The 23,320-nt window shown below is 58.5% G+C and carries 15 protein-coding genes and 2 pseudogenes; 8 read left to right on the top strand and 9 right to left on the bottom strand.

Translation table 11 applies throughout. From position 1 onward, the window contains the following. Nucleotides 1-427: 427 nt before the first annotated feature. A pseudogene (locus tag A9K65_RS36225) lies at nt 428-658 on the bottom strand (IS3 family transposase); the annotation flags it as partial. 315 nt (nt 659-973) lie between these two features. On the opposite strand from A9K65_RS36225, the gene A9K65_RS30830 reads away from it, so the two are divergent. Further along, nucleotides 974-2,380, top strand: a complete 1,407-nt coding sequence (locus tag A9K65_RS30830; protein WP_064994227.1) for an aminotransferase — start codon at nt 974-976, stop codon at nt 2,378-2,380. Between the two features lie 656 nt (nt 2,381-3,036). Next, nucleotides 3,037-3,774: a LuxR family transcriptional regulator gene (locus A9K65_RS30825; RefSeq protein ID WP_064994226.1), complete on the top strand. Its 738-nt coding sequence runs from the start codon at nt 3,037-3,039 to the stop codon at nt 3,772-3,774. Between the two features lie 503 nt (nt 3,775-4,277). Here A9K65_RS30825 and A9K65_RS30820 read toward each other — a convergent pair. After that, entirely contained in the window at nt 4,278-4,544 is a 267-nt protein-coding gene (locus A9K65_RS30820) for a DUF2285 domain-containing protein (RefSeq protein WP_064994205.1), read from the bottom strand. Nucleotides 4,545-4,653: 109 nt separating this feature from the next. On the opposite strand from A9K65_RS30820, the gene A9K65_RS30815 reads away from it, so the two are divergent. Continuing rightward, nucleotides 4,654-4,872 carry a helix-turn-helix transcriptional regulator gene (locus A9K65_RS30815; protein WP_013533400.1) on the top strand — a complete coding sequence of 73 codons (219 nt, stop codon included), beginning with the start codon at nt 4,654-4,656 and terminating at the stop codon, nt 4,870-4,872. A gap of 359 nt (nt 4,873-5,231) precedes the next feature. Here A9K65_RS30815 and A9K65_RS30810 read toward each other — a convergent pair. From A9K65_RS30810 to A9K65_RS30800, 3 genes and pseudogenes are all read right to left on the bottom strand, one after another. Next, nucleotides 5,232-5,847: pseudogene (locus A9K65_RS30810) on the bottom strand (OmpW family protein). 727 nt (nt 5,848-6,574) lie between these two features. Further along, nucleotides 6,575-8,704 (bottom strand): prolyl oligopeptidase family serine peptidase, encoded by a 2,130-nt coding sequence (locus A9K65_RS30805; protein ID WP_064994204.1) that lies wholly within the window; start codon nt 8,702-8,704, stop codon nt 6,575-6,577. Between the two features lie 1,165 nt (nt 8,705-9,869). Further along, nucleotides 9,870-10,541, bottom strand: coding sequence for a GNAT family N-acetyltransferase (locus tag A9K65_RS30800; RefSeq protein WP_084015908.1), 672 nt, complete (start codon nt 10,539-10,541; stop codon nt 9,870-9,872). Between the two features lie 1,162 nt (nt 10,542-11,703). Between A9K65_RS30800 and A9K65_RS30795 the strand changes: the two genes are divergently transcribed. After that, nucleotides 11,704-12,324 carry a DUF2285 domain-containing protein gene (locus A9K65_RS30795; RefSeq protein WP_084015906.1) on the top strand — a complete coding sequence of 207 codons (621 nt, stop codon included), beginning with the start codon at nt 11,704-11,706 and terminating at the stop codon, nt 12,322-12,324. A gap of 401 nt (nt 12,325-12,725) precedes the next feature. On the opposite strand, the gene A9K65_RS30790 is transcribed toward A9K65_RS30795, so the two are convergent. Both A9K65_RS30790 and A9K65_RS30785 read right to left on the bottom strand, forming a co-directional pair. Further along, nucleotides 12,726-13,490 (bottom strand): HAD-IIA family hydrolase, encoded by a 765-nt coding sequence (locus A9K65_RS30790; RefSeq protein ID WP_064994202.1) that lies wholly within the window; start codon nt 13,488-13,490, stop codon nt 12,726-12,728. A gap of 501 nt (nt 13,491-13,991) precedes the next feature. Beyond that, entirely contained in the window at nt 13,992-15,467 is a 1,476-nt protein-coding gene (locus A9K65_RS30785; RefSeq protein WP_064994201.1) for an NAD-dependent succinate-semialdehyde dehydrogenase, read from the bottom strand. A 392-nt stretch (nt 15,468-15,859) separates the two neighbouring features. Here A9K65_RS30785 and A9K65_RS30780 point away from each other — a divergent pair, with 392 nt between their 5' ends. Further along, nucleotides 15,860-16,144 (top strand): hypothetical protein, encoded by a 285-nt coding sequence (locus A9K65_RS30780; protein WP_064994200.1) that lies wholly within the window; start codon nt 15,860-15,862, stop codon nt 16,142-16,144. Nucleotides 16,145-18,449: 2,305 nt separating this feature from the next. Here A9K65_RS30780 and A9K65_RS30770 read toward each other — a convergent pair. Next, nucleotides 18,450-18,626 carry a hypothetical protein gene (locus A9K65_RS30770; RefSeq protein WP_224655962.1) on the bottom strand — a complete coding sequence of 59 codons (177 nt, stop codon included), beginning with the start codon at nt 18,624-18,626 and terminating at the stop codon, nt 18,450-18,452. 781 nt (nt 18,627-19,407) lie between these two features. Here A9K65_RS30770 and A9K65_RS30760 point away from each other — a divergent pair. Both A9K65_RS30760 and A9K65_RS35395 read left to right on the top strand, forming a co-directional pair. Further along, on the top strand, nt 19,408-20,112 hold the full coding sequence (locus A9K65_RS30760) for a DsbA family protein (protein WP_064994196.1): 705 nt from the start codon (nt 19,408-19,410) through the stop codon (nt 20,110-20,112). 342 nt (nt 20,113-20,454) lie between these two features. Further along, on the top strand, nt 20,455-20,700 hold the full coding sequence (locus tag A9K65_RS35395; RefSeq protein ID WP_064994195.1) for a hypothetical protein: 246 nt from the start codon (nt 20,455-20,457) through the stop codon (nt 20,698-20,700). A gap of 227 nt (nt 20,701-20,927) precedes the next feature. Here the strand turns inward: A9K65_RS35395 and A9K65_RS36665 are convergent, their stop codons facing one another. Further along, entirely contained in the window at nt 20,928-22,043 is a 1,116-nt protein-coding gene (locus A9K65_RS36665) for a response regulator (protein WP_064994194.1), read from the bottom strand. 155 nt (nt 22,044-22,198) lie between these two features. Between A9K65_RS36665 and A9K65_RS30750 the strand changes: the two genes are divergently transcribed. Next, a complete protein-coding gene (locus tag A9K65_RS30750; protein ID WP_064994193.1) occupies nt 22,199-22,507 on the top strand; it encodes a hypothetical protein in 309 nt (102 codons plus the stop codon). The last annotated feature ends 813 nt before the right edge of the window (nt 22,508-23,320 follow it).

Below are 23,320 nucleotides of genomic sequence, written 5' to 3'. Positions count from 1 at the left end.
CCACGTGGTCCAAAAACACCGGCGGACCGAGTTCCTTCTGAGGCATCGCTCGCGGACGTATCTTTCGCTCGCAATGATGTGGTTGAAAAAACGCCGCCGAATGACGCGGTTCGGCCGGGACAGTTCATAAGCGTCGTGCATAAAGGCCGACCATACTGGGCACTCTTTAGGTGTCCCTGTGGGTGTGGCGATGTGGTTTCATTGCCAACCCACGCGCCACATAACCCCAGGTGGCGCATTGAGGTGAGCGTGGAGGGCCGGCCAACGTTGCATCCCTCCGTTTGGAGAACCAAAGGATGCCTAAGCCATTTCTGGCTCAGCGACGGGAAAGTCTATTGGTGTGAAGACACCGGTGTCGAGCCTTGGCGAGCCCGACCAGACATATACGCAAGAAATCTCTAGAGTGGGTCCTGGAGCCGCGGACGCGTTTGCGGTAAGGCCCGCGCGGCTTCACCGGGCGACGCACCCTTGTCATGGAGATGGGCCGCGCCACCGCGGGTCTCGGCAACGGCCTTCATCGGGAACTGTCCCTCGGCTGCAACAAGCGCCGCAAGTCGGTTTATTTTGAGTCCGACCCGGCCAGCGCGTCCTTGAGGATCTCCACTTGCATGGTCTTGCGGCCGGGAAGCCGCTCGAGGTCGCGAACGTGCTCTTCAAGCCCCGCACTTCTGAACTCCAAAGATTCGTCAGATCCCACCGCAGCCGCTGCAATTCAATCCGTCGATATTCGTCAGCCGCCTGTGCTTGAGTATATCTAAGCCTCCCACATTAGCCGACTGTCCGGTCCAAACGGGCCCAGTCCAGGCAAAGGTACACCAGCTCAGTTGATTTCCACGGCATCTGATCCCGATTCCGCGAATTCGTCTGCAAAAAACATCCATTCCCGCGAAATTCCAGCGGTGTTTCCGGTATACTGCTTGCCAATGAGCTGGCCGGCCAAATGCCCCCGCCATTGTATCGCGAGGAGAGGGACATGCGCTTGAGCAATCTGGGAACCGAGCAACTCCGGGAGAAGGATAGAAGCTTCGTCTTTCATCCTTCTACGCATCTGGCCAAGCACAGCCGAGGCGAAACGCCAAATAGGATCATGGCCGGTGCGGAAGGCGTTTATATCTGGGACACCGAAGGCCGAAGGAGCCTCGACGGTTTCGGAGGCCTCTACTGCGTGAATATGGGTTATGGATGCACGGAGATCGCCGAGGCTATTGCCAGGCAAGCGCACGAATTGCCGTTCGCACACGTCTATGCCAGCCAAGGTACGGAGCCGGTCGCCCTTTTGGCAGAGGCCGTGGTCGAGTATTTCGGTCAGAACATGCGAAGGGTCTATTTTGGCCTCTCTGGTTCCGACGCTAACGAAACCAACATCAAGCTGGTCTGGTACTATAATAATATCCTCGCCCGGCCCGAAAAGAAAAAGATCATCTCGCGAAATCGCGGCTATCACGGATCTGGGCTGGTCACCGGTAGCCTGACCGGCCTTCCGTTTTTTCACAATTTCTTCGACCTGCCTCTGGATTTGGTGCGCCATACCACCACGCCACACTACTACCGCCAGGCGCGCATCGAGGAGAGCGAGGAAGCTTTCTCCCGGCGCTGTGCCGATGAGCTTGAAGCCTTGATCCTGGCTGAAGGACCAGAAACGGTTGCAGCCTTTATCGGAGAGCCGGTACTTGGGACAGGAGGTATTGTGCCGCCCCCCACAGGGTACTGGACGGCCATTCAAGCGGTGCTCGATAAGTACGATATCCTTCTGATCGCTGATGAAGTGGTCTGCGGCTTCGGGCGGACCGGCGAGAAGTTCGGTTCTCACCTGTATAACATGCGTCCGGATTTCGTGACCATCGCCAAGGGGCTGAGTTCCGCCTACCTCCCCATCTCCGGGTCGATCATTGGCGACCGAGTCTGGTCGGTTTTGGAACAAGGAACTGAGAAGCACGGCGCACTTGGCCATGGATGGACATATTCCGGTCACACGCTTTGTGCTGCGGCCGCGCTTGCCAATATTCGACTGCTAAAAGAAAGAAACATCCTGGAACATGTGAAGGATGTCGGACCGTACTGGCAGGCCCGCATGAAAGCCGAACTGGCGGGACATCCCATCGTCGGCGAAGTTCGCGGAGTGGGTATCCTATCCGCGGTAGAGATGATGCGGGACCCGAAACAAAGGATACCATTCGATCCTGACCTTCAGGTCGGGGTGCGCACTGCAGCTGCTCTGTTTGAAAATGGTGTGATCGGACGGGCCATGCCGCATGGCGACATCCTCGGCTATGCGCCACCTCTGATCATTACCCGAAAAGAGATCGACATCATCGTCGGTGCGACCGCGAAATCAGTCGATGCCACATATCGCGCGCTGAAGGCTGAGGGTGCCGTATGATCTTCCAAAGGCGACGGGATTGAGCACTGGCGTGACCATGTGCCAGAATGCTGTCATATCATCCCATGAAAACTCTGCACGGACCAGTCGTAAAGATCCGGCTGCGTCAGGGGCCGTCCTTGGGTGATGCTGGCTTGACTGCATTCTGTTGCGCCGAGCAAACCAAATAGTTGAATTCAAGACATCTGATCCTGAGCATGCTCCGGACCACTTTACTCGCAAGTTGTAACCGACCAGTTCTGCCGCCACTGTCCTGTCCCCCAACAACCAGGGCCTTTGTGCGGCGCGCCCTGCCGGTGTACCTCCCCGCCGGCAGGGCGCCCTTTTTGATTCACCCCATCACCATCATTAAGGGCGGCCGGAAATCAGGCGTTCAAAGATGATTTGCGTATTAGGATGCAGATCGAAACTTAGACGCGACTTTACACCATTGCAGCGCGCCATCCCCACCATTCAACGGAGCGGCCACGCCGAAGATATCGTCCTCAATCATCGATTGCAGCAGAACAATCGCGGCGGTGAATTCTCACACCTCAAACCCAGTGTGGCCATATCTGCTGATCAGCTCCGAGACGCCTGCGAAGTCAATGACAGTTGTCCGGCCATGCACGCGGCGGCCGGGAGGCGTGCAGAAAGAGGAAGAAGCGAGCGCGACTATGACGAGGGACATGCCACTTGTTTTCGAGACATTCCTTGAAAGACTGTCACAGAGTGTCGATGAAGCAGATTTCCGGGAAGCCTTGGCTGAGGCGGCGGCAAGATTTGACCTACTCTCTTTTGCGTACCTGTCTTTGCCATCACTGCCTTCCGGCAAGCCAAGGCTAATTTCGAATTACCCACCTCGCTGGGCCATGCAGTATCTGGAAAATCAGTATGAGAAGCTCGATCCTGTCATCTTGCGTGCTCGAAATGGCGGCCGCCCGTTTCAATGGGGATCGGATTTGTGGGGCGGTAAGATGTCGCCGGCTCAACAGCAGCTATTTGATGAGGCGGCCCGATTCAGCATCCGCTGCGGATTGACGATCCCAATCGTCGATCTACGAGGCCGCACTGCCGCGGTTACGTTCGCCGCCGATGAGCCTCGTCCAGTATTTCTTCGGGTCATCGAGCGGTACGAACAAGCTCTTCAGCTGATGGCCACCTGCTTTCATCGCTGCGTTCGCCGCAAACTGCCGGGCGATCGAACCGTGGATGGGATCTTGCTGACATCGCGCGAATATATGTGCCTGCGGTCGGCAGCGCGCGGCAATTCGGCCTGGGTAACCGGCCGCATCTTGGGCATTAAGCCGCGCACCATCGCATTCCATTTGGAGAATGCCAAGAAGAAGCTGGGCGTGCGCACGCAAAATCAAGCCATAGCCCTTTTGGGGTCCCAAGGGAGCTCGATCCTCTGAGTAGCTCTTTGGTCCGCTGTGCTCGGGTCATCGGTCGCAGCATTTTAACAGCGGCGAAGGGATGCTGAGTCCCTTTGCCGCCCGGCGCAGTCAGGCGCGATGCAGTCGTATATTCCCGTCACACTTTGCACTCAAAGGGCTCAGTCGGCGTCTCGTTCCGACGCTAGTCCGCGTTGCATGGCTATGAGAATAGCTCGCCCCATACTGCTGACGTCAAGCGTCAACCGTGGCGGGCGCCCGGTATTTGAACATCCAGCTTCGCCGAAAACCTACACAGTTGTTACTCGTGGGAGGAGCGGCACTCGATGACGTGCTGCTGTGGCTACTGCCCATCCAAACGGAACGCGATTCCTTTTGTCGCATCAGACCCCCAACCGGCCAAAACCGATGCCCATGAACCGAATTGAGGCTGCCGTTGGCCGTTCCTGGATGCCTCATCAGGCGCCGAGGAGGGGGCTGTAGCCGAAGCAGTGGCGGCCACTGGGCGAGCACTGCGCAATTTCTCAGCTGTCGAACAATTCCTTGTACCCGCTTGTCATCACCCAGTTTGCACGGTCGAGATGACTGCGAACAGCCTTCCTCGCACGCTCCGGTTCTCGTCTCGGATCAATGCCGAGGATCAGATGTGCCATTTCCTCTTCGCTAGCATCGTCGCCGGATGCATCGAGGAGCCTCATGTAGGTTGTAAAGTGCTCCTTGTCGTAGGCTGTGATGCCGTCTGACCAGGGCACTTCGTCGGTAATCGCCATGTCCGATTTAGGCTGTAACATTGCTGATCCTAGCTCCAGATGATCGCCTCGGCGACTTCTCTCCCGGCAAAATGTGAATTACATATTATAGTTGATAAACTCAAGTCGCCTGATCCGGTGGCTTGCGTGCATGGATATGCGCAAGTTGATCGGACGGAATGTGCAGCGGATCAGGCAAAGGAAGCGTCTGACCCAGGAGCAGCTTGCCGACATTTCCGGCTTCAGCCAGCAGTACATCAGCGGTTTGGAGAAGGGCCGAAGAAATCCGACGATCATCACGATCTATGAACTGGCGTTGGCGCTCGGCGTCAGCCACATGGATCTGGTACGGCCCGACAAACAGGCCTGAAGTGGCGGTTCATGTAATTACTAGGAGCCAGCGCCTGACGGCGCTCACTGGCTCTCACTGGAGGTCCGATCTCCCCCGGGGCGACCAGCTATCGCCGCCAGCCCTTTGCCGATGAGTGTTCGGCGGGGCTCGCGGGCAAGGTGACTGAGAGAACCAGCGCTACGACGTTACAGTCGAGGTTACGACGTTCTGATCAAAGGTGGGCGCGACGCATGCTGATCGCGTACCTCGACAGGCGTCCTTGTGCTGGGCGTTCTGCAGAAGTCGTCACGGGAAACTGAAACTAACCCGAGGAAGGGGGAACGCTAACGGGCGCCTGAGGGGGCCCGTTGGCTCAAAGCGCTCACGAGGCCGCGGTATCATCGGTACGTGACACCTGCGCCGATCAGCCAGGGATCGAGCTCCGCCTTGCCCGTCTGGCTGTTACCGGCCACGGTGACTTCGAAGTCCGGCTTCAGGAAAAGCTTCTTCACGTCGAAGTTGACGCCCCAGTGCTGGTCGAGCTTGTAGTCGAACCCGACCTGCAGCGCGGTGCCGAAGGTGTTCTTGACCTTGAGATCATCGGCGCTGCCGGCCTTGATAAAGGATCGTATAGTTCACGCCGGCGCCGACATAGGGCTTGAAGGCGCCGAAATCGGTAAAATGATACTGGAATGTGAGCGTGGGCGGCAGCAGCCAAACCTTACCAACCTTGCCTAGCCCCATCGAGCCTTGGCCATTGATGTTGGCAAAGGTGGCGCCGAGTATGGGTTCGGCGGCGACGTTGTCCGAGAATATCGAGTTCAGGCGTCACCGTGTTCGAATAGGAAAGACCGGAGCCAGACACCCCATTGACGTAGCCCGAATCCCCAGTGATGACCCCCAAAGCGCGCAGGCGGATCTGCCAGGGCTTGGCCATTCCGCGACCGAAGGACCCTCGTCGGGGCCGCACGGTTCTGGAAGGTCTGACGCGACCGCCTGCTGTCCGATCAGCATCAGGACGACAGCCGCTGTTGCTGCCCGCGCAGGTTCATTCGCTTTGTTGACTGATATCTCTTGCTCTTCAGAACTAACGAATTATCATGCAACTAGTCTATTTGATTAAGATAGATGGAGCTGTGCGCGCATTCTGACCAACTGTGATCGCGTTATTGCTTTTGTCGCAGTCCTCGACCTGTGCTCCTTCGTTCGTGCTTGCTTTCGTCGTGCTCCCGGTCGTCCATACACGTTACCGGCGTGCCAGCCGATCGCGCCGCCAAGCAAAATGTCGCCTAAGCCAATGAACGCGCCCGGGTCGGATTCCTGCCGTAGCTGTGCCCGCCCGGGCTGGTCCCGCAGAAGCAACCGGATAGGCACCGTATTAACCTAGCCGAATGTGGTCCCCCGAGGAGCGCAGGCGGATATGCCAAGAGCTTGACTCCTAGATTGGTGTCGTAGACGGGCACGGGTAAGCGCAACGGGACGGGGGAGGCGGGGAGGCGCAGGTACTTGTGGATGACTCGTCGCGACAACCTGCTGTGCCAGCAGCATCAGGACAACGGCCGTTACTACTCCCTGCGCCAGTTTCATTTATTTGATCCCATGATATTGCTCCTTGCTCTTCAGAAAATGGTAGACTGCGATAGTCCTGCAGTATTGATTGAGGTCGACAGCGTACGGGGGCGCATTTGCGCAAACCGTGCTCGCATTATTTTGCACCTTTGCCGCACCCCTCGACCTGTACTCAGTCATCCGAAGTTCGCTCTCCCCGAGCTCCCGATCCTTTGTGAAAGCTATCGGCGTGCCAGCCGATCGCGCTGCGAAGGAAATTGATGCCAAGACTAATGAATCCAGCGCGCTCCCGATTGTCTTTACCGTGCCCGTGCCCGCCTGCGACGGGCTCGTAGAAATAAGCCGGATAGCCGAGGGCCTGCAGCTTTGCGGCCATCTTGCGCGCGTGGCCCGGGTGAACGCGGTCGTCACGCTTCGTGGTGGCGAGCAGGATCGGCGGATAGGGCTGTCCCGGCGTGGCGGCGTGATAGGCGGAGATTTCCTTCAGGAAAGCCCAATCCTCAGCCTTGTCCGGATCGCCATATTCGTCGATCCAGCTCGCGCCGGCCAGGAGCTTGGTGTAGCGGCGCATGTCGATAAGCGGAACCGTGCAGAACAGCGCGCCGAAATGCTCGGGATAGCGAGTAAGCATGTTGGCGATCAGCAGGCCGCCATTCGAGCCGCCCTCAGCGGCAATCCGCCTCGGTAGTGTGATGCCCCTTCGTACGAGGTCGGCTGCTACGGCAGCGAAATCGTCATGGGCGAGACGCTTGCCCTCCCTCCGTCCGGCATCGTGCCAGCGGGTGCCGAACTCGCCGCCCCCGCGGATATTTGCCACCACACACGTGCCGCCGCGTTCGAGCCACAGCTTGCCGAGCGAGGAGTTGTAGTGGGGCAGGAGCGATATGCCGAACCCGCCATACGCGGAAAGGTGAACCGGGGCATCTCCGTTCCCGTTCGCCGGACCGACCTGCATATAGGGAATCAATTCATCATCGATCGAGACTGCCTCGTGGCGCGTGACCACCAGTCCGGATGCGTCGAAATTCTCCGGGCTGCGCTTCAGGACCACTGGAGCGCCAAGAGGCGGCGCATCATTGAGATCGAGTAGGAGCAGTTGCGACGGTGTGATCGGGTCCTGAGCCGAAACGAGGACCTCTCCATTGGTCTCGTGATCTGCCGCATCGAGGGACCAGAGGTGGACGGTCCCTTGCGCGGGCACCGTGTCCAGGGCTCGGCGCGTCCATTCCTGGCGACCCGGGGTGAACACCTCGAAACGCGGAGCGAGGTTCTCGAGGTAGGCGACAATGAGCTTCCCGTCATTCCAGAAGAATGACTGCAGACAGCGCCTCTCGCCCGGTTCAAACAGGGTGCTGAAACGGCGTTCGCCACCGATGAAAGAAGAAAGCGAGATGCCGATCAGCGCGTCCGCGGGATGGGTGGTCCCTCTCACTGTCCAGGGCTTGCGCGGCTTTACCGCCAGCCAATCACCGAAGCTGGCCCACCAGGCATCCCGAGGAAGGTTGATCTCAAGCTTCGGCCCGCTCCTGTCGCCGATTTGGACTATCTGCTTGAAGAAGCCAGTATTCTCGATGAACCAAAGGCGCTCGTTCTCGACCGTGCGGTCCAGATGACCAGACACGCTTAGGGATTCGGAACCCGTCTTGAAGATTACCGGCGCGGTGAGGGGATCGGCGCCACGCTTCCACAACCGCACGGCCCGCGCGAAGCCGGAACGGGTGGCCATGTCATGACCAAGCGCACTGAAAAGCAGAAGCGTGTCAGGGTCGAGCCAATTTATCCCGCCCTTGGCCTCTGGGAGATTGAACCCGTCGGCGACAATGCTCAAAGAGCTAAGGTCGAATTCGCGATGCACGACCGCGTCGCTGCCCCCGCGCGACAGGCGCAAGACGGCTCTTTCGCGCGTCTCAGGCTCGATCGACGCGCCGCCCCAGACCCAGTCTTCTCCGTCGCTAGCGGCCAGGGCGTCCAGATCGACCAGTAGCTCCCACTGGGGATCCGCATTCATGTAAGCGGCAAGGGTGGTCCGGCGCCACAACCCGCGCGGGTTTCCGGCATCTTGCCAGAAATTATAGAGGTACTGACCGCGGCGCGTGACGAGCGGAATCCTGTCGAAACGGTCGAACATCACTCTAAGCGCCGCCCGGTCGCGCTCGAACTGCGTTCCCGCGAAGTGCTTCAGGGTCTTTGCCGACTGGCTGGCGGTCCACGCAAGTGCCCGTTCGCCTTCTACATCTTCGAGCCAAAGATGGGGGTCATCGTCGGGCGCATTCAGCGTTGGGCGAAAATCGAATTCGCTCATGACCGAAAGACCTGAGAAATGAAAGCGGAAGGGCTCTCGTCCGCTCGAGACGGCCCAATGTTTGCGGCGGTGTCCGCATGTTCGAAAAGCGTGATCATGGATGAGTTCTTCCCAACCGGTGGCGTCGCAGTGCTCCTGCACATAGGACCGCAGCTCTCGTGCCAACTCGGAAGCCCTTACGGAACAATGCGATCGCTCTGACAGCGCCGTGTCAGATGTCAGACATCGTCGCGAATGCGACAACGAGTGCACCGCGTAATCACCGGATCAACTCAGGCCCGATAGCTGACACCGTGCAGCTCACAAGGAATTTGGTTGGCCGCCGACATCTTCGCTCCGGAAGGCTTCGCGTATGCGAGTCAATGGCGGCCACCATGATGCGATGGACGAGTGAGCGACGAAGACCGGCTGCCACCTGTGGGTTTAGACCCCGCCGGCGGCAAAAACCGGAGCCAGGCAAGGAATTGGACGCCGCTTGGGCGATCTGAGGGTTGCCCAAGCTCTACCGCAATCTCGGCCTGCACCGTCCCCTTGATTGGATTCTTGAAGTCTGTCGATCAAGCCAGCAAGCTGTTCGGGCGAATGCAGTGGACTGGTCGCCAAGGCAGGTTGGGGTGATGTCGGGCCGCCGTCCGATATGCGATACGCGGGTTCAGGAGGGGCGGTAGAGTCCATGAGAGAAAATTCCCCCAGGAGACCTCCCGATCACTGACCTTATAGCGCTAGCGCTATGACAACTTGCCCATAACCAGCGTGCAATCCACCGCGGCGCCCACTGCCCCTCAAGGAAAATCTGGCACGGGTCTCACGAGCCGATCACGGACTTGAAATCAATTGCGTTGGCCTGCACAGGCCGGGGTGGCTGCCGCTATGCGGATGCGACGGCCTGGATGCGTGGTGCGCGCGCCTTCTACTCTCGACAGTGCCGATGGCACACGGTTCGACGAAATGCCTCTATCGAGGTCTGGTGCGCTCAGCGCCGGCATTGGCTGAAAAGGTCCAGAGGCCGGCCCAGGCTGCACGGGAGCACTCAATCCCATTCAACCCGTTCTTCGCAACGGCTTGCCCGCGGACACGTCGGTATGAAGCACGTTCCCAAGTCCTTCGAGGTTAAGCGAACACCGAAATGCCGACTCGGTCGCAGCGCTACTGTTCGGCATAAAGTCTATTTTGCGTCATCGAAAAAAAGTAATTGATCAGCTTTTACGGCTGTTTCTGGGTAAACCTCTAAATATCTCATTGTATTGTTGTCATGTATACGGTCGCGAACATAGAAAAATCCTATCTTAATGTTCTTACGAAGCGAACGTATGTTCGTTGGTCGAACGAATGAAGTCACTTTCTCCAGTTTTAAATATTCAAAAGCAAATTGGACAACCGCCCTGCCGGCCTCGACTGCTATCCCCTTTCCCGAAGCCGCAAGGTTGAGACAAGTTACTATTTCAACATTATTCGGATCTTCTGGAAGGTACAGGCCGCTGCGAGCCAACCCACAGTAGCCAGCGAATTTGTTGCCTTGGTCTGGATCTTTGACGAACAGCATCCATAAGCCGAAACGATTGTTCTGCCAATGATTAATGAACTCAAATAGTGCAGCTTTCGACTGCTCAATCGTCGGAGCGAGTCCACCCCTGGCGTTAACCACGAACGGATCGCTACGAAGGCCATGCAAAAGAAGCTCGTCGCTATGCGACGGCGGCCTCAGGAATAGGTGTGGCGTTTCTAAGATGTGCATAAGCAGATGCCTTGTTTCTAAAAACTTAAAGTTAGGGGCACCTAAAGAAGGTGCAGTATGGTTCCTAGATGGAACGTGCAGCTTGATTCCAAGAATACTCATTACTTGGATAAAATTCTGGTAAATCTCTGCAAAAATATTGTTTCAGAAATGCAGAAGGCTGATAAAACCCGCCGAGAGGCGCATCCATTTTCACGAAGATTTATCTTAAGTCACACAATGAGGTTGCGTACTTGCGCAGAAATGGAGAACGACGCCCTTGGCATAGGCCCACCTCCGACCGCTCGGTGGGCGCGCAGCTGTGTTTCGCGATTGCGTGACAGCAAACGCCTTGCTCGCCCGCTTCGGTGATCACCATCCGCGGTCACAGCTCCCGACGTCGCGAAAAGCGTCACTCCGGCCTTGCGACGGCCTCGAGACCACGAAACCGCAAGCAGATGAGATCAGTCTTCGTTTCGCCCAAGGAGCCGAATCCTTACTTCGCTTGACAGTACACCCGGACCAAGGGCAGTGGGGACAAGTCTGCCTCGGAAATCAGCGGCATCCAGGGGCAAGCGAAGCTCAGCCGCTGCATTCCACAGCGCTCTGAAAACCCCGGCGTGAGCACCACCCAAGAAGCGATTGCGGGCCTCGCCGGTCTGTTTTTCGGTCCTCTGAGCAGTCGCCTTCACCTGTACAACTATACAGGATGCCCTAGCGTGAATCTTGGTCTCCAATGGCGGGGAACTTCCCCCAGGAGACCTCCATGGCCAAGCTTATATCGCTGGCGCTACGACGACCTGCGCACAATCAACTAGAAACCCACCGCTGCGGCACGCGGTCTTCAAGGAACGTCAGGAATGCGGCGCAGGAACCGGCCACTGGCGGCGAGCCAACTCACTTGGCCAGCTCGGGCCGTGCTGGCTGCGCTGGTTCGGTCATGTCGCCGCTATTTGCCGGCGTGTTCGGCCCTGAACGGTGCCGACCGCAACAGCTTCGACGAAACGCATTCGTCGAGGTCTGGTGGCCCCTGCGCCGGTGCTTTGCCAACCGGCATGATGTTTCGACCTGCCTGGGGGCTGGCAGGGGAGCAAAATGATGCCTGCAGTTCTCGTGAATGGCGCCGATGGGGCTGATTGGCGCGATGAAAGATCATACGATTACACCTCAGCTCTGACGCCGCGCGAATGGGCCTGGGAGTTCTTACGCCGGAATCCAGCATTCCAGCCTGATGTGACCACAGCAAGCCGGCAGGCCAATACTTTGTCGTACCGACCTTTTCTCAATGTGGTCACCGTGGCCTGCGAACTGTCACGCTGGGGTGTTCTGTTTCGCCGAGTCTCATGGGCGCAATTCGGTCGTATTCTGGTCTCCGCTATGGTGCGCTCATGTGCTGCCGGTCATTGCAGAACAGCTGTCCGCGTGGTCGGGCACAGCGCCGTTCGAGCTCTCGGCATTGCCGTGCCGTTCGACGGTTCTGCTAGCCCCCGACAAGGGCCAGCATGTTCTTCTTCGGGATACCAAGCACACGCTCCAACTCGCCGTCTCTGGCGCGGATATCTTGCACCCCGTTTGCCTCCGTACCGAGGCCATCTGGCCCGAGACCCTTTCGAAGCACCGTCTTAGGGCGATCGAGTCCCTCAATCGTCTAAATGTGGGTCAACAGCTTCCTGCCCGCTTATTCCCGCCAGAAAAGCGGGGTCCTCGTTTGACCTTCGTTCTTCGTGCGCTCGACGGCTCACTTGCTGGGGCGTCACATCGCGAGCTCGCCGAAGCGCTGATTGGTCAACAGCGCGTCCATGCCGACTGGAGGGATCCTCGCGATCATCTGCGCGACCGCATTCGCCGCGCTGTCTCTCGTGGCCGCGCCCTCATGCATGGAGGGTACAGGGATTTCCTTTTTTGAAAAGTGACGGTCCGCCCCGTACATCAGCCGGCGAACAGTTCGGATCCAGAACGTCAGTTCGCCCGGTCCCACTTGGCGGGGAAAGACCTTACAGGTGCGCTCTGGTTCAACCCGTCAGTCGATGCCGAGAGGCACGTTCGAATGTTCCACAGGTGACAATGTCGAGTACGCAACGGAGAAAAAAGCTGCCGCGTCGGGTATACGCTATACGCAGCGGCCGAGCCAGTTCTTCCCAGCAACGGCAGACCGCCGGCATGGCTACGTGGGTGTAGTTCGACTAACTTGTCATGCTTATCACTTCTTTTGCGGCCAGCTTTCCACCAGATTGCGCTGGGTTGACGGCCCGGAACGTAGAGGGAGCACGTTCAGGCTTGGTGTCGGGGTGCCTTCGGCTTGTTGGTTCAGATGATCTGGCCCAGATCCGCAAGGCAATCGACCACGTAATCCGGTCTGAATGGAAACCGCTCTATGTCAGCCAGTTTGGTCACTCCAGTAAGCACAAGGGCTGTTTTCAGGCCCGATTCCAGCCCTGCGAGCACGTCGGTATCCATGCGGTCCCCGACCATGATGGTATCGACAGCTCGCACTCCCAGCCGGTCGAGCGCATTGCGCATCATGAACGGGTTCGGCTTCCCGACGAAATAGGGCTGACGGCCGGTGGCCTTCTCTATTAGTGCTGCGACTGCCCCGCACGCCGGATGGGAGCCTCGTTCGGTCGGGCCAGTCGCATCTGGATTGGTGGCGAGAAAACGCGCTCCCTTCGCCACAAGCTCGGCGCCAGTTGCGATCTGCTCATAGTGGTACGAAATTGTATCCCCGAGGACCACGAACTCGGGCGAAAACTCCGTTATCCGGCAGCCTGCCTGCCGCAGAGCCTCAACCAGACCGTGGTCGCCGATGACATAGGCAGATGATCCGGGCTTTTGCAGTTCCATGAACCGCGCAGTGGCGAGCGCCGATGTGTAGATGTGCTCTGGCTGCACGGCGAAGCCAACCGCTCTTAGACGCTCGGCATGATCTTCGGGTGTGAAGCGCGAGTTGTTGGTGAAGATCTGAAACGGCTCACCCGTGGCGATTAGCCCGGCCACATAGCCGACCGAGCCAGCAATCGGTTGGCCGCCGCGGACCAGGACTCCGTCCATGTCGAGCAGATGCGCTGTGATCATTGGATATCAACCCTCGATGTCTTTCGTGCATGCACGGCCTGAGCACGGCTTGTGTCACTGATCTTCTCCAGGCGAGAATGCCGGCGACTGTACCGATTGAGAGCGATGCGCGAAGGGCGCCCAGTTGGCCGTGCGGCAATAAGGAGGTTGCGGCGTAAACGTGTCGGGCGCACCGCTCGCCGTGCCGACGCCCTGCGCCGTCGGCTGCCGACTTCGCTGCGTCAACGCAGCTGATGGACAATGCGTCTCTAGTTCCCAGCGAACCACAAGCCTGGCGAGACGTGCCGCGCTTGGATCAGGATGCGCAACCTGCCGTCCGCTTGTGGCACCTTGCCTCGTCGCTGTAGAGGCGGTTCACGTAGCACGGCGTCTAGATCTCACTTAAGGCGCGCAGGCCAGGGGCGCGGTGAACGACCCGAAACCAGCCGGAAGAAGGTTCGCCAAAGCGTTCGATCATCCCTTTGGTTCATTCTGCGCCTGAGGCGGCCCATCCCATAGAGATCAGATGCCGCCCATGCAGAGGTATTTCATTTCGAGGTAGTCTTCGAGCCCGTGGCGGGAACCCTCTCGCCCAATGCCGGACTGCTTGATGCCACCAAAGGGCGCCGCTTCCGAAGACATACGCCCCGTGTTGATGCCAACCATGCCGTATTCCAACGCCTCGGCAACGCGCCAGACACGCTTCAGATTGGAGGCATAGAAATAGGCGGCGAGGCCGTAGATCGTGTCGTTGGCCTCACGCACTACCTGATCCGCATCGGTGAATTGAATGATCGGAGCCAGTGGCCCGAAAGTCTCCTCTTGCGCAACCGCCATGCTGCTGGAAATTTCAGTGAGGACTGTCGGTTTGAAGAAGGTCCCATCCTTGCCAATACGTTCGCCCCCGCATCGAATTGTCCCACCCTTGGCAACGGCATCTGCGATGTGGGACTCGATCTTGGCCAAAGCATGCAAGTCGATGAGCGGTCCGACGTCCACTGCCGGAGCGAAGCCGTCGCCGACCGACAAGGACCGGGCTTTCTCCACGAACTTTTCGACGAATTCATCGTGAACGCTCGATTGGACGTAAAGCCGGTTCGCTGAAACGCAAGTCTGGCCGGCGTTGCGGAACTTCGCCTGGATCGCGCCGTCAACCGCAGCGTCGATGTCGGCGTCGTCGAAGACGATGAAAGGGGCATTGCCGCCGAGCTCGAGACTGACCTTCTTGATCTGGTCCGAGCACTGGCGCATGAGCAGCCGGCCAACCTCGGTCGAGCCTGTGAAGCTGATCTTTCGAACCTTGGGATTAGAGCAAAGTTCGCGTCCGACGTCATCACCTTCAGATGCATAAACTAGGTTGACGACGCCTTCGGGAAAGCCGGCCTGGTGCGCGAGGGCGAACATTGCACCTGCCACAAGCGGCGTCTGTTCAGCAGGCTTAAGCACGATCGCGCAGCCCGCCGCCAGGGCTGGCGAGATCTTGCGCGCCACCATCGACGCCGGGAAATTCCAAGGCGTAATCGTGCCGACCACACCGATCGGCTGCTTGATCACCAGCATGCGACGGTCTGTCGACGGCGCGGGGATCGTCTCGCCATAGATGCGATTGGCCTCTTCGGCGTACCATTGCAGATACGCGGCCGCGTGCGAAACCTCCGACTTGGCTTCGGCAACGGGCTTGCCCATCTCTGCAGTGAGTATCGCGGCAAGATCGTCGGTGTGGTCAATGATCAGCTGATGCCAACGCCACAAAGCGTCACTGCGTTCTCGGGCGGCCAGCCCCGCCCATCCTGGCTGCGCCAGGTAAGCCTTCTCGATCGCAGCGCGCGTTTCTTCCACACCCATGTCGGGAAGCACCGCCAGCACTTCGCCGCTCGATGGATTGATGACTTCGAATGTGCGCTCGCTAGCCGGCGCGCCAAGCGCCGGCAAGCGATCGATGGCGCCAAACAGGTCCGGGGATTTCAGGTGGCGGATCATCGGTAGGCATAGGGGCATACCGGGTTCCTCTTAAACGCGGCGGATGAGTTGTCGGGCGGGTGTCGGTCTATTCCGCACCTGCGGGTTCCTTATAGGGCCTCCGCCAGACAGCTAGTAGACCATCCCCGAATTTGAAAGGTCGAATTGCTCAAGGCTTTAGTCTGGTTGGTGGTCTCATTAGGAGACAAACCGAACAGTGGATATGGGCTTGCCCAAGCGCAGGTATTACGTGGCGCTCTTCCGCTCTGCGTCTACGCCGCAGGGGCCCACAGTGAAGGTCACATCTTGGATGCCGAAGCCATCAGCAGTCTCGGCATCCCTCAGTGGCCTGACGGATAACCTGCGCTACTTGGCGCAACCGGCTCCCTCGGCGGTCTGGCAGAGGTTCGGACGGAGGCGGAGTCCATCACATGCAACTCGCTTATATTGGCGTTGGCGAGCTCACCTTGTCACCTTTCGACGTGCGAGACGGCAAGCGGGCGCCGGACATATCCGATGTCGTGCCGTCCATCCGCCGGCGCAGCATCCTCCAGTCGCTGTTGGTCCCAAAAACGGCAGTCCAGACACTTTCGACATCGTCGCCGGACGGCGGCGTCACCACGCCGCAAAGACAAATCGCCGATGAGCGCAAGCCGGGAAGACCTGCGCGCCATCATGAACCGGCGACGATGTGGCCGCTCTCTCACCCTCGCTAATCGAGAACATCGGGTGAAGTCGCGCAACGGGTTCGCCCAGTTGCCCAAGGCAGGCGGCGCCGTGGCGCAATCGGCAATACCTGCCGCCGCGAGCTCGAGGCCGAGAGAGCGCATAGTTGACGCTAGCGACCAAGGAACGGGTAGAAGGAATGGCTGTCGCTGTTCAACAACCTACGCGCCGCGCCGCGGGCCGAATGGAGGCATGGCTGCACGGGACAGTTGATGCCACCGAAGTTCGCGCTGTTTGCGATCTATCCCCGCCAGATCCTCCTCGATCTCTTTGGCGAGGAGAGCTATTTCACCGCCGACGTCGATACGGCGATTGCGAGGCGCCAGGCAGGCTATCTCGACGCCGGACGGTCCGATGTTGTTGTTATGGAAGCCAATCACTGTTCCATTTCTGGGAGTACAAGACGGACGATGCCAAAGACGAAGGGCGGCACAGCCCGCCTACAATTGGGTTCATACCATCTGCCAAGTCATTTGCGGTTTCTCGGCTTCTTTCAGTGGAAAGGCGCACCAAGAGCGGGGCATACCTCAATACAAGCGTCCGCAGCCTTCAACATACGTTCACTTGGGTTAAATCCTGGCAGCATTTGCCCCAGGATCATAGCGTTGAGGAACAGCGAACCGCCCAGACGCGGATGAGTCGTGTGCCCTATCGCCAAACTGTAGTTTGAAGGCCTACCACCATAGCGGAATGCAATATTCCGCGCATTTGAGAGGCCAGATACACCGCGTCTCTTTTTACCTTCAGCACTCATTGTTTTCTCTTCTGTTTATGCTCTCATCGAGAGATGGGTAACCAAAAGACAAGAAAAATTGTGCAGTAAATTACGCCAACGTAATCAACCGCGTATGCTACCGTGCTCGTTCTCTTCATCCTTGCCGGCAGAGAGAACGCAATTATCCTTTGAGTTCCTTCCCGCTGAAACCTTCCGAAGCTTTGACTTCGCTGTCCGGCAACAAGGCGAAACACCTCGCTCGATGTTGCCACCTCCAATTTGCAAAGGCCGTGCCAACACCTCAGCGCCCAATAAGCGCCGTTTGCTTTGAAAACCTCGACGGTGCTCAGATATAGGTTGTAGTGAACCTGACATTTTGCCTGCCGCAGAGTCGCGCTCGTTGACGCTCATTCCGGAGAGAAGCTGGCCCGGGCTGCGATCGACCGGCTCTGTCATTGGTGACCGCCAGAACCGAAGCGGTGGTCGCGAAGGTCAGCGCCGTCGCAAAATGTGGCCTTGTGCACCCAGCCAGACCGAAGTTCCACGTTACCGGCGATGGGCAAAGTTCGAGGCGAAGTGTGAGTTGCCCCTCATTTCGCCGATGCTGCGTCCTCGACGCACTTGCGGGACAAAATGGATGCGTGGGCAGCGCAGGGCCAGCTGAGCCATCAGTATTTTGCGAGACCTGACGCGAGCGTCATCTTGAGTGAATCAATGTGAGCGCATTCTTTGGTGGGTGATCATCGGATGACTTCTCTTTAGTCTGTGAGGCGTTTGCGGGATCGCACATGCCGTGCCAAACAGGAAACTCGTCTCGGCAACGTGAGTAATCGGACTCTGCTATGTTGCCGATCCAACATTGTCCGACATCGAACGCCAGTTTAAGGGAAGCGCTTGCCGCTTAAGGTGATATCGTCGTACCGGGGCATAGCGGCGCTCGCCGGCAGCATGAGTAAAATTCACGACAGAAGGATCGCCGACCGCGTGGCTAGCGCTGGGCCCGCAACACCGCGCTTCGGACAGGACCTTGGCCAATCGACCGCGTCGCCACCATCGTAAGTTCGCGTACAGCCGCGAGGTTTTTGGCCTCGGTCGGATAATATCGCCGACAGGGTCAAGACCCAGAAGAGTTGCCGCACGCCGTCGCGATGGGAGCAGCCTACATGCCGGCATAGACTAGAGGTGCCGCTGAGCGGTTTGAGGGAGTGGCATACCTTGCGCGTCTGGTGCAGAAATTGCTTGCGTCACGCCGAAGTAAGGTCGGCCACGCTAATCCGCCGGCATGGCAAAGGCGCGCTAATCGGCACGGTCGAGGGCAGTTGACTGCCCGGGAATTGGGCCGGCTCCTCGCCAGCGACAATGCCAGCGAGTTCATCTCGAATGCCATCCTTTCCCGAGCGGGTCAGAACCGGTCGAATGTCATTACATTGCGCACGGCCCGTCGCCATCGCCATGTGGCGCGCCGAGCTGCAACACCGCGCGGCGGTACAGGCGTGAGAGCTGGAAGCATGCAGCGATCCGCCGATATCGACCGCCGGGCGGTCCAACTCGCCGGCGGCATGATTGATCGCCGCCGCCAATCAGATGCTCGAGGAAATGCCCGTTCGCCGAATTTCCCGGGCGGGCTCGTCGGCGCTGCCGATCTTGTACCGCACCATATGGGTGATAGTTGGCGCGCGGTGATCGGGGACTAGGACCACTTCCATGCCTTTGTCGAGCAGAAAATTCGTCGCCTTGATGTCATCGCTGGCCGCCATAACCGAAGCGCCAGACCGAAGGTTCATCGACCGCCTAGCTTGTAGTTGCCGGGCGATGCGCAAAGTTCGAGGCAAAGGAGTTGCCCCTCATTTTGCCGATGCTGCGTCCTCGACGCCCTTGCGGGACAAACTGGATCGGTGGGCAGCGCAGGGCCAACTGAGCCATCAGTATTTTGCGAGGCCAGACGCGAGCGTCATCTTGAGTGAATCAATGTGAGGGCATTCTTTGGTGGGTGATCATCGGATGACTTCTCTTTAGTCTGTGAGGCGTTTGCGGGATCGCGCACATGCCGTGCCAAACAAGAAACTCGTCTCGGCAACGTGAGTAATCGGATTCTGCTATGTTGCCGATCCGACATTGTCCGACATCGAACGCCAGTTTACGGGAAGCGCTTGCCGCTTAAGGTGATATCGTCGGCGTCACCGGGGCATGGCGGCGCTCGCCGGCAGCATGAGTAAAATTCACGACAGAAGGATCGCCGACCGCGTGGCTAGCGCTGGGCCCGCGAAACCGCGCTTTGGACAGGACCTTGGCCCAATCGACCGCGTGGCCACCATCGTAAGTTCGCGTACAGCCGCGGCCAAGATCCTTGCCGTCTTCGACGAGCGTAGTGGCATCAGGGGGGCCGGGCGACAGTTCGAGGGCGGAGTCTTTCTGAACGTGACTCTACGCTCAACGCCGCGTGACGCAAATGTCCTGAGGTTGTCAGGCTGCTGTCAGGTCCGGGTGTCACAAGCCGGCTGTTACTGCCCTGCCATTCACCGTTAATTGGAACTCCCCATGATTAATCTAAAAGCCGGCCGGATCGCCCTTTCAGCCCTACTGCTGCTGGTTTCCCTGCTGGCGAAATATGGTCCAACTGTCACACACTTAGTGCTCCAGCACGAATACAATAGCCAGCTCCGCAAGGATAGGGAGAAGGTCATTTCAGACCGGCACGACGCACTCTTCAACGACCCAGCTGCGCCAACTGCTGGCAACCCAAATGGCGACCACCATATCGCCGTATTTTTGGACTCCAACGACCCGCAGCGCCGCGCGGTAGACCGTACGATCCAGCAAGCCCTCAAGCATGATCCCGAGCTGAAGGTTTACTACATACCTTATTCGAGCACGAGACCGGGTTCCAAATTTGCTGCACGGGCGGTGCTCGCCGCCAGCAAACAGGGAAAATTTGAGGCGTTCCATCACCGCCTAATGGCTACTAGCCTCCGGCTCAGCGGATCCGACATTTTGGATATCGCACGAGACGAGGGCCTCGACGTTGAGCGACTCAAGCGGGACATCAAGGACCCCGGAATCGTAAACACCGTCAAGCACAATTCCGCGCTCGCCAAGAAGCTGTCCATCCACGGCGGGCCGGCGGTCGTTGTCGGCAAACGAGTGGTTTCAGGTGCGGCTAACATGCACTATTTGGACCGCTACCTCGCCAACGAGCGGGAAAAGCATAGGCGTCCTGCCGGATCACCAACTTCGGCATTTTGACAGGGCTGGCCGCCGGTGCAACCTCTCTGGCCACGAGTGCCGCCTCTCGTGCCGGGCCAAATCTCAATATGGCCCGGCAACGCGGTAGTGGGCGGCCCGCGCGGTGCTATGCAACGCACCGGGCAAAGGGCAATGACTAAGCCGTCCTGAACATCGCATCGGAGTTCAACGTCTTTGCACCAATGCCCAGGAATGGTCGCCGCGACAAACAACGTCTGCGAACGGTCGCTGAGAGCCGCCGTCGTTCAACGAGAGATCACCAACGGCTATCCTGAGGAGGCGGCCCCATGAATCGCTGCACATCATCATTTGCTATTCTTGCTTTCGGCACGTTCTGCACAAATGGCGGCGCATTCGACCATCTATTCAGTGCCCGACAGGAGCGTCGTGTTTCTTGGTGGCGTTGGCTACACCTGGCCGAAGGGCAACGAGTTTGTCTATGACGAAGGGGGCAATCGTGTCAGCAAATTGATCTGGGAAACCGGCGCGCCGGTGCTGACTAGGGCTAAAGGCCGAGGTCTGGAACAACTGGATCATTTCAGCAAGCCGTCTTCGGTTCTCCGGCAACAGCCATATGGAAGACTATGATTAGCTCAAGGAAGCGCCGAGCTCTGCCGAACGGGTTGGCTTGGGGCGGGGCCGTGGCATGCTTGTCTCACGCCAGTGGATTGGGATGTGGTGTGCCCCGCCAAAGCTGCCTTCCTCTGGCGAGCCGGCCCACCGCGGGTTTGGTTACCGCCCCTGTTTGACATTCCCGTTGCCCAGCAGCGTACAATGCTTCCTACGCCCAACCTGGTCGCTGCAGCAAACCAGGGTCATCGAGGGATTCGAATAATCGCCTCAAAACCATCCCCGCGACCCGTGGCAGGCGAGGCAAGTTCAAGGCTGCCACCGACCTTCTTGATAACATAATTAGCGACGGGTAGACCCTGGCCTGGGACAGTTGCCCGAGTCGCCAGACGCACAAAACGCTCTGTTATCTCGTCAAGGTCTGGGAGGGGCACCACCGGTCCTGCGTTTACAATGGCGATGGTTCCATCAGCTCTGACGGAAACTGTCGTCGGGATATCGGGCAGTCCATGTGTGAGTGCGTTGTCGATGAGGCATCGAAGCACGACGGGAATTCTAACGGCGTGGTCTGCTTTGCACTCCCAGGCGGGGCAGCCGTCGACGTCAAGGATTAGCCGTCCGGCAAACCACGGCTTTTTCAAGAAGTCATCAACGACTGACCGAACCTTTTGGACAAGATCGACAGGGTCTCCGAGGCCGTTCCGTGATTCTTCCACGAAACTGTACCCCAAGCCACGCAGTGTCGCTATTCGGTCCCTGCCGATCTTCTTGCGGAGCCGGCTAACATAAACCTCCACGGTATTGCTCTCACTTTCCGAACCTAAGGAAAGGAGTTCTTCCTCGATCTTCCTCTTCAAAACTACCGCTCCGGGTCGGGATAGAACGCAGTCGAGAATCGCCCATTCGCGTGCAGTCAGGTTGACCGGCTGCCCGTCGAGGGCGACGCGCCGCTCAGCCGCGTTTATGGACAGCGCCCCGACAGAATATGGCTTCGGGAAGTTCCCGTGACTACGCGCCACGGCATGAATGCGCGCGGAAAGTTCGCGGGGATCGAACGGCTTGACCAAGTAGTCGGCGGCACCAGCATTGAGCCCCTCGATGCGGTCCTCGACCGTATGGCGAGCTGTCACGATGATGACGGGTGTCGAATCACGCCCCTTCCTCATCTCCCGCAAGTAGTCCAGGCCGTTACCGTCTGGCAGGTTAATATCGAGCAGAACAAGCCCGTAGGGAATCCCACTTGCGTGATACCGCGCTTCGGACAGGTCCTTGGCCCATTCAACCGCGTGGCCATCAGCTATCATATGTTCTCGTACAGCGCTGCCAAAGTCCTCGCTGTCTTCAATGAGCAAAATTCGCATGCCGAGCTCCAATAATTGGGCAGGGTTCGTGCCCTATTGACGGAACCTGACAATAGGCTGAACGCCGTAGCGCAAATGTTCCGGCGGCTTTCAGGCTGCCGTCAGGTGCGCGTGCCAGAAGGGCGGTGATTATAACAACCGATTAGAGGCAAGTTATGAACGTCATCTTGATCACGGCACTTTCTCTTTATGCGACCATCGTCGGTGCTGCACCGGCCGCCGGGAACTTAGAGGTTGGGATCGCCGAATGGCAACCGCGCCAAGCCGTACTGACCAAGCCTGAAGCGGAGCAAAGGCACCTCCGTTTGATTAGAGGGAAGACGGCGGGTCAGATGGCGTCGAGTCGATGGGCAACCGTCGAAACGCACTTCGACCGCGTAGCTTCGCGCGTGTGGGTGGTGCCGGCGCAGGGGGCTAAGGATAAAGCGATGCGTCACCTACAATGTCTGGAAGCCCTGTCTTAGGATTGTTCCACTGTAGCCTCGAGATTGGCCTAGTGGTGTTATTCTTCGTGGATGAAATATGATCAGCACGAGCGAACTGCCAATGCCCGCTGCGGCCCTCATCATCGAAATCCCGCCTTATTCATGCGCCCGCGATGCCAAGGATGCACTGTCATATCCTGAGTGCAGGATCTTCAAGTCCTGAGTGCATGACCAAGCGTAAATCGCGCTACCTGGCCACAATCCGTCGGGAGCATGGAAGAGGATCTTGCTAACCTAGACAGCACTCGTGGCCATCACCGGCTGGCAGCATCCGAAGGGGGCGAGGGGGCCCGTGTCTGCTTGCAAATCCGTCGGCTCAGATCGCGCTTTTTTATCGGCGGCGGGCTCGGAAGGGTCAGTACAACGAGAACTTCGTTCGAGCCATCACCATTCAATGTCTGAATGCGCCGCCCACGCGTGCGTCGCTTGACAGGAAACCGTCGTCAGAATGCGGCCAAAGCAAACGTCCAAAATTCGCAATTGCATTGGAAGGAGCGTTGTTCCGGCCTGCCTTCTCTTGGGTCCCATCGCGTTGGCCCTAGGACTGCTGCTGCTGCTAACTGCCTAGGAAAGGGACAATGAATGCTCGCCCGCTGCTTCAGGATTTTCGTCGCCGAGTGTTCGCGTTCCCAATCATGCTTCCGCGTCGCTCGCCACTTCGCAGCGGAAAAAGCTCTTGCCGGAGCCAATCTCCGTTCGGGCAGGTGGCAGTGTGCGCCGCCACCGCTGAATGAACCGACAGGGCAGGGCGGCGAAGATTACCCGGCTCCTTCCTGCGACGCGGCGGCTTCC

Source organism: Mesorhizobium sp. WSM1497 (assembly GCF_001672455.2).
In the GTDB taxonomy this organism is placed as follows: domain Bacteria; phylum Pseudomonadota; class Alphaproteobacteria; order Rhizobiales; family Rhizobiaceae; genus Mesorhizobium; species Mesorhizobium ciceri.
This window is presented reverse-complemented; position numbering and strand designations above follow the sequence as displayed.

What these genes read in the sequence shown, in the direction of transcription:
- A9K65_RS30830 (WP_064994227.1), top strand. Translation starts at nt 974, where the DNA reads ATGCGCTTGAGCAATCTGGGAACCGAGCAACTCCGGGAGAAGGATAGA.
- A9K65_RS30825 (WP_064994226.1), top strand. Translation starts at nt 3,037, where the DNA reads ATGACGAGGGACATGCCACTTGTTTTCGAGACATTCCTTGAAAGACTG.
- A9K65_RS30820 (WP_064994205.1), bottom strand. Translation starts at nt 4,544, where the DNA reads ATGTTACAGCCTAAATCGGACATGGCGATTACCGACGAAGTGCCCTGG.
- A9K65_RS30815 (WP_013533400.1), top strand. Translation starts at nt 4,654, where the DNA reads ATGGATATGCGCAAGTTGATCGGACGGAATGTGCAGCGGATCAGGCAA.
- A9K65_RS30805 (WP_064994204.1), bottom strand. Translation starts at nt 8,704, where the DNA reads ATGAGCGAATTCGATTTTCGCCCAACGCTGAATGCGCCCGACGATGAC.
- A9K65_RS30800 (WP_084015908.1), bottom strand. Translation starts at nt 10,541, where the DNA reads ATGAGTATTCTTGGAATCAAGCTGCACGTTCCATCTAGGAACCATACT.
- A9K65_RS30795 (WP_084015906.1), top strand. Translation starts at nt 11,704, where the DNA reads ATGTGGTCACCGTGGCCTGCGAACTGTCACGCTGGGGTGTTCTGTTTC.
- A9K65_RS30790 (WP_064994202.1), bottom strand. Translation starts at nt 13,490, where the DNA reads ATGATCACAGCGCATCTGCTCGACATGGACGGAGTCCTGGTCCGCGGC.
- A9K65_RS30785 (WP_064994201.1), bottom strand. Translation starts at nt 15,467, where the DNA reads ATGCCCCTATGCCTACCGATGATCCGCCACCTGAAATCCCCGGACCTG.
- A9K65_RS30780 (WP_064994200.1), top strand. Translation starts at nt 15,860, where the DNA reads ATGCAACTCGCTTATATTGGCGTTGGCGAGCTCACCTTGTCACCTTTC.
- A9K65_RS30770 (WP_224655962.1), bottom strand. Translation starts at nt 18,626, where the DNA reads ATGGCGGCCAGCGATGACATCAAGGCGACGAATTTTCTGCTCGACAAA.
- A9K65_RS30760 (WP_064994196.1), top strand. Translation starts at nt 19,408, where the DNA reads ATGATTAATCTAAAAGCCGGCCGGATCGCCCTTTCAGCCCTACTGCTG.
- A9K65_RS35395 (WP_064994195.1), top strand. Translation starts at nt 20,455, where the DNA reads ATGGCGGCGCATTCGACCATCTATTCAGTGCCCGACAGGAGCGTCGTG.
- A9K65_RS36665 (WP_064994194.1), bottom strand. Translation starts at nt 22,043, where the DNA reads ATGCGAATTTTGCTCATTGAAGACAGCGAGGACTTTGGCAGCGCTGTA.
- A9K65_RS30750 (WP_064994193.1), top strand. Translation starts at nt 22,199, where the DNA reads ATGAACGTCATCTTGATCACGGCACTTTCTCTTTATGCGACCATCGTC.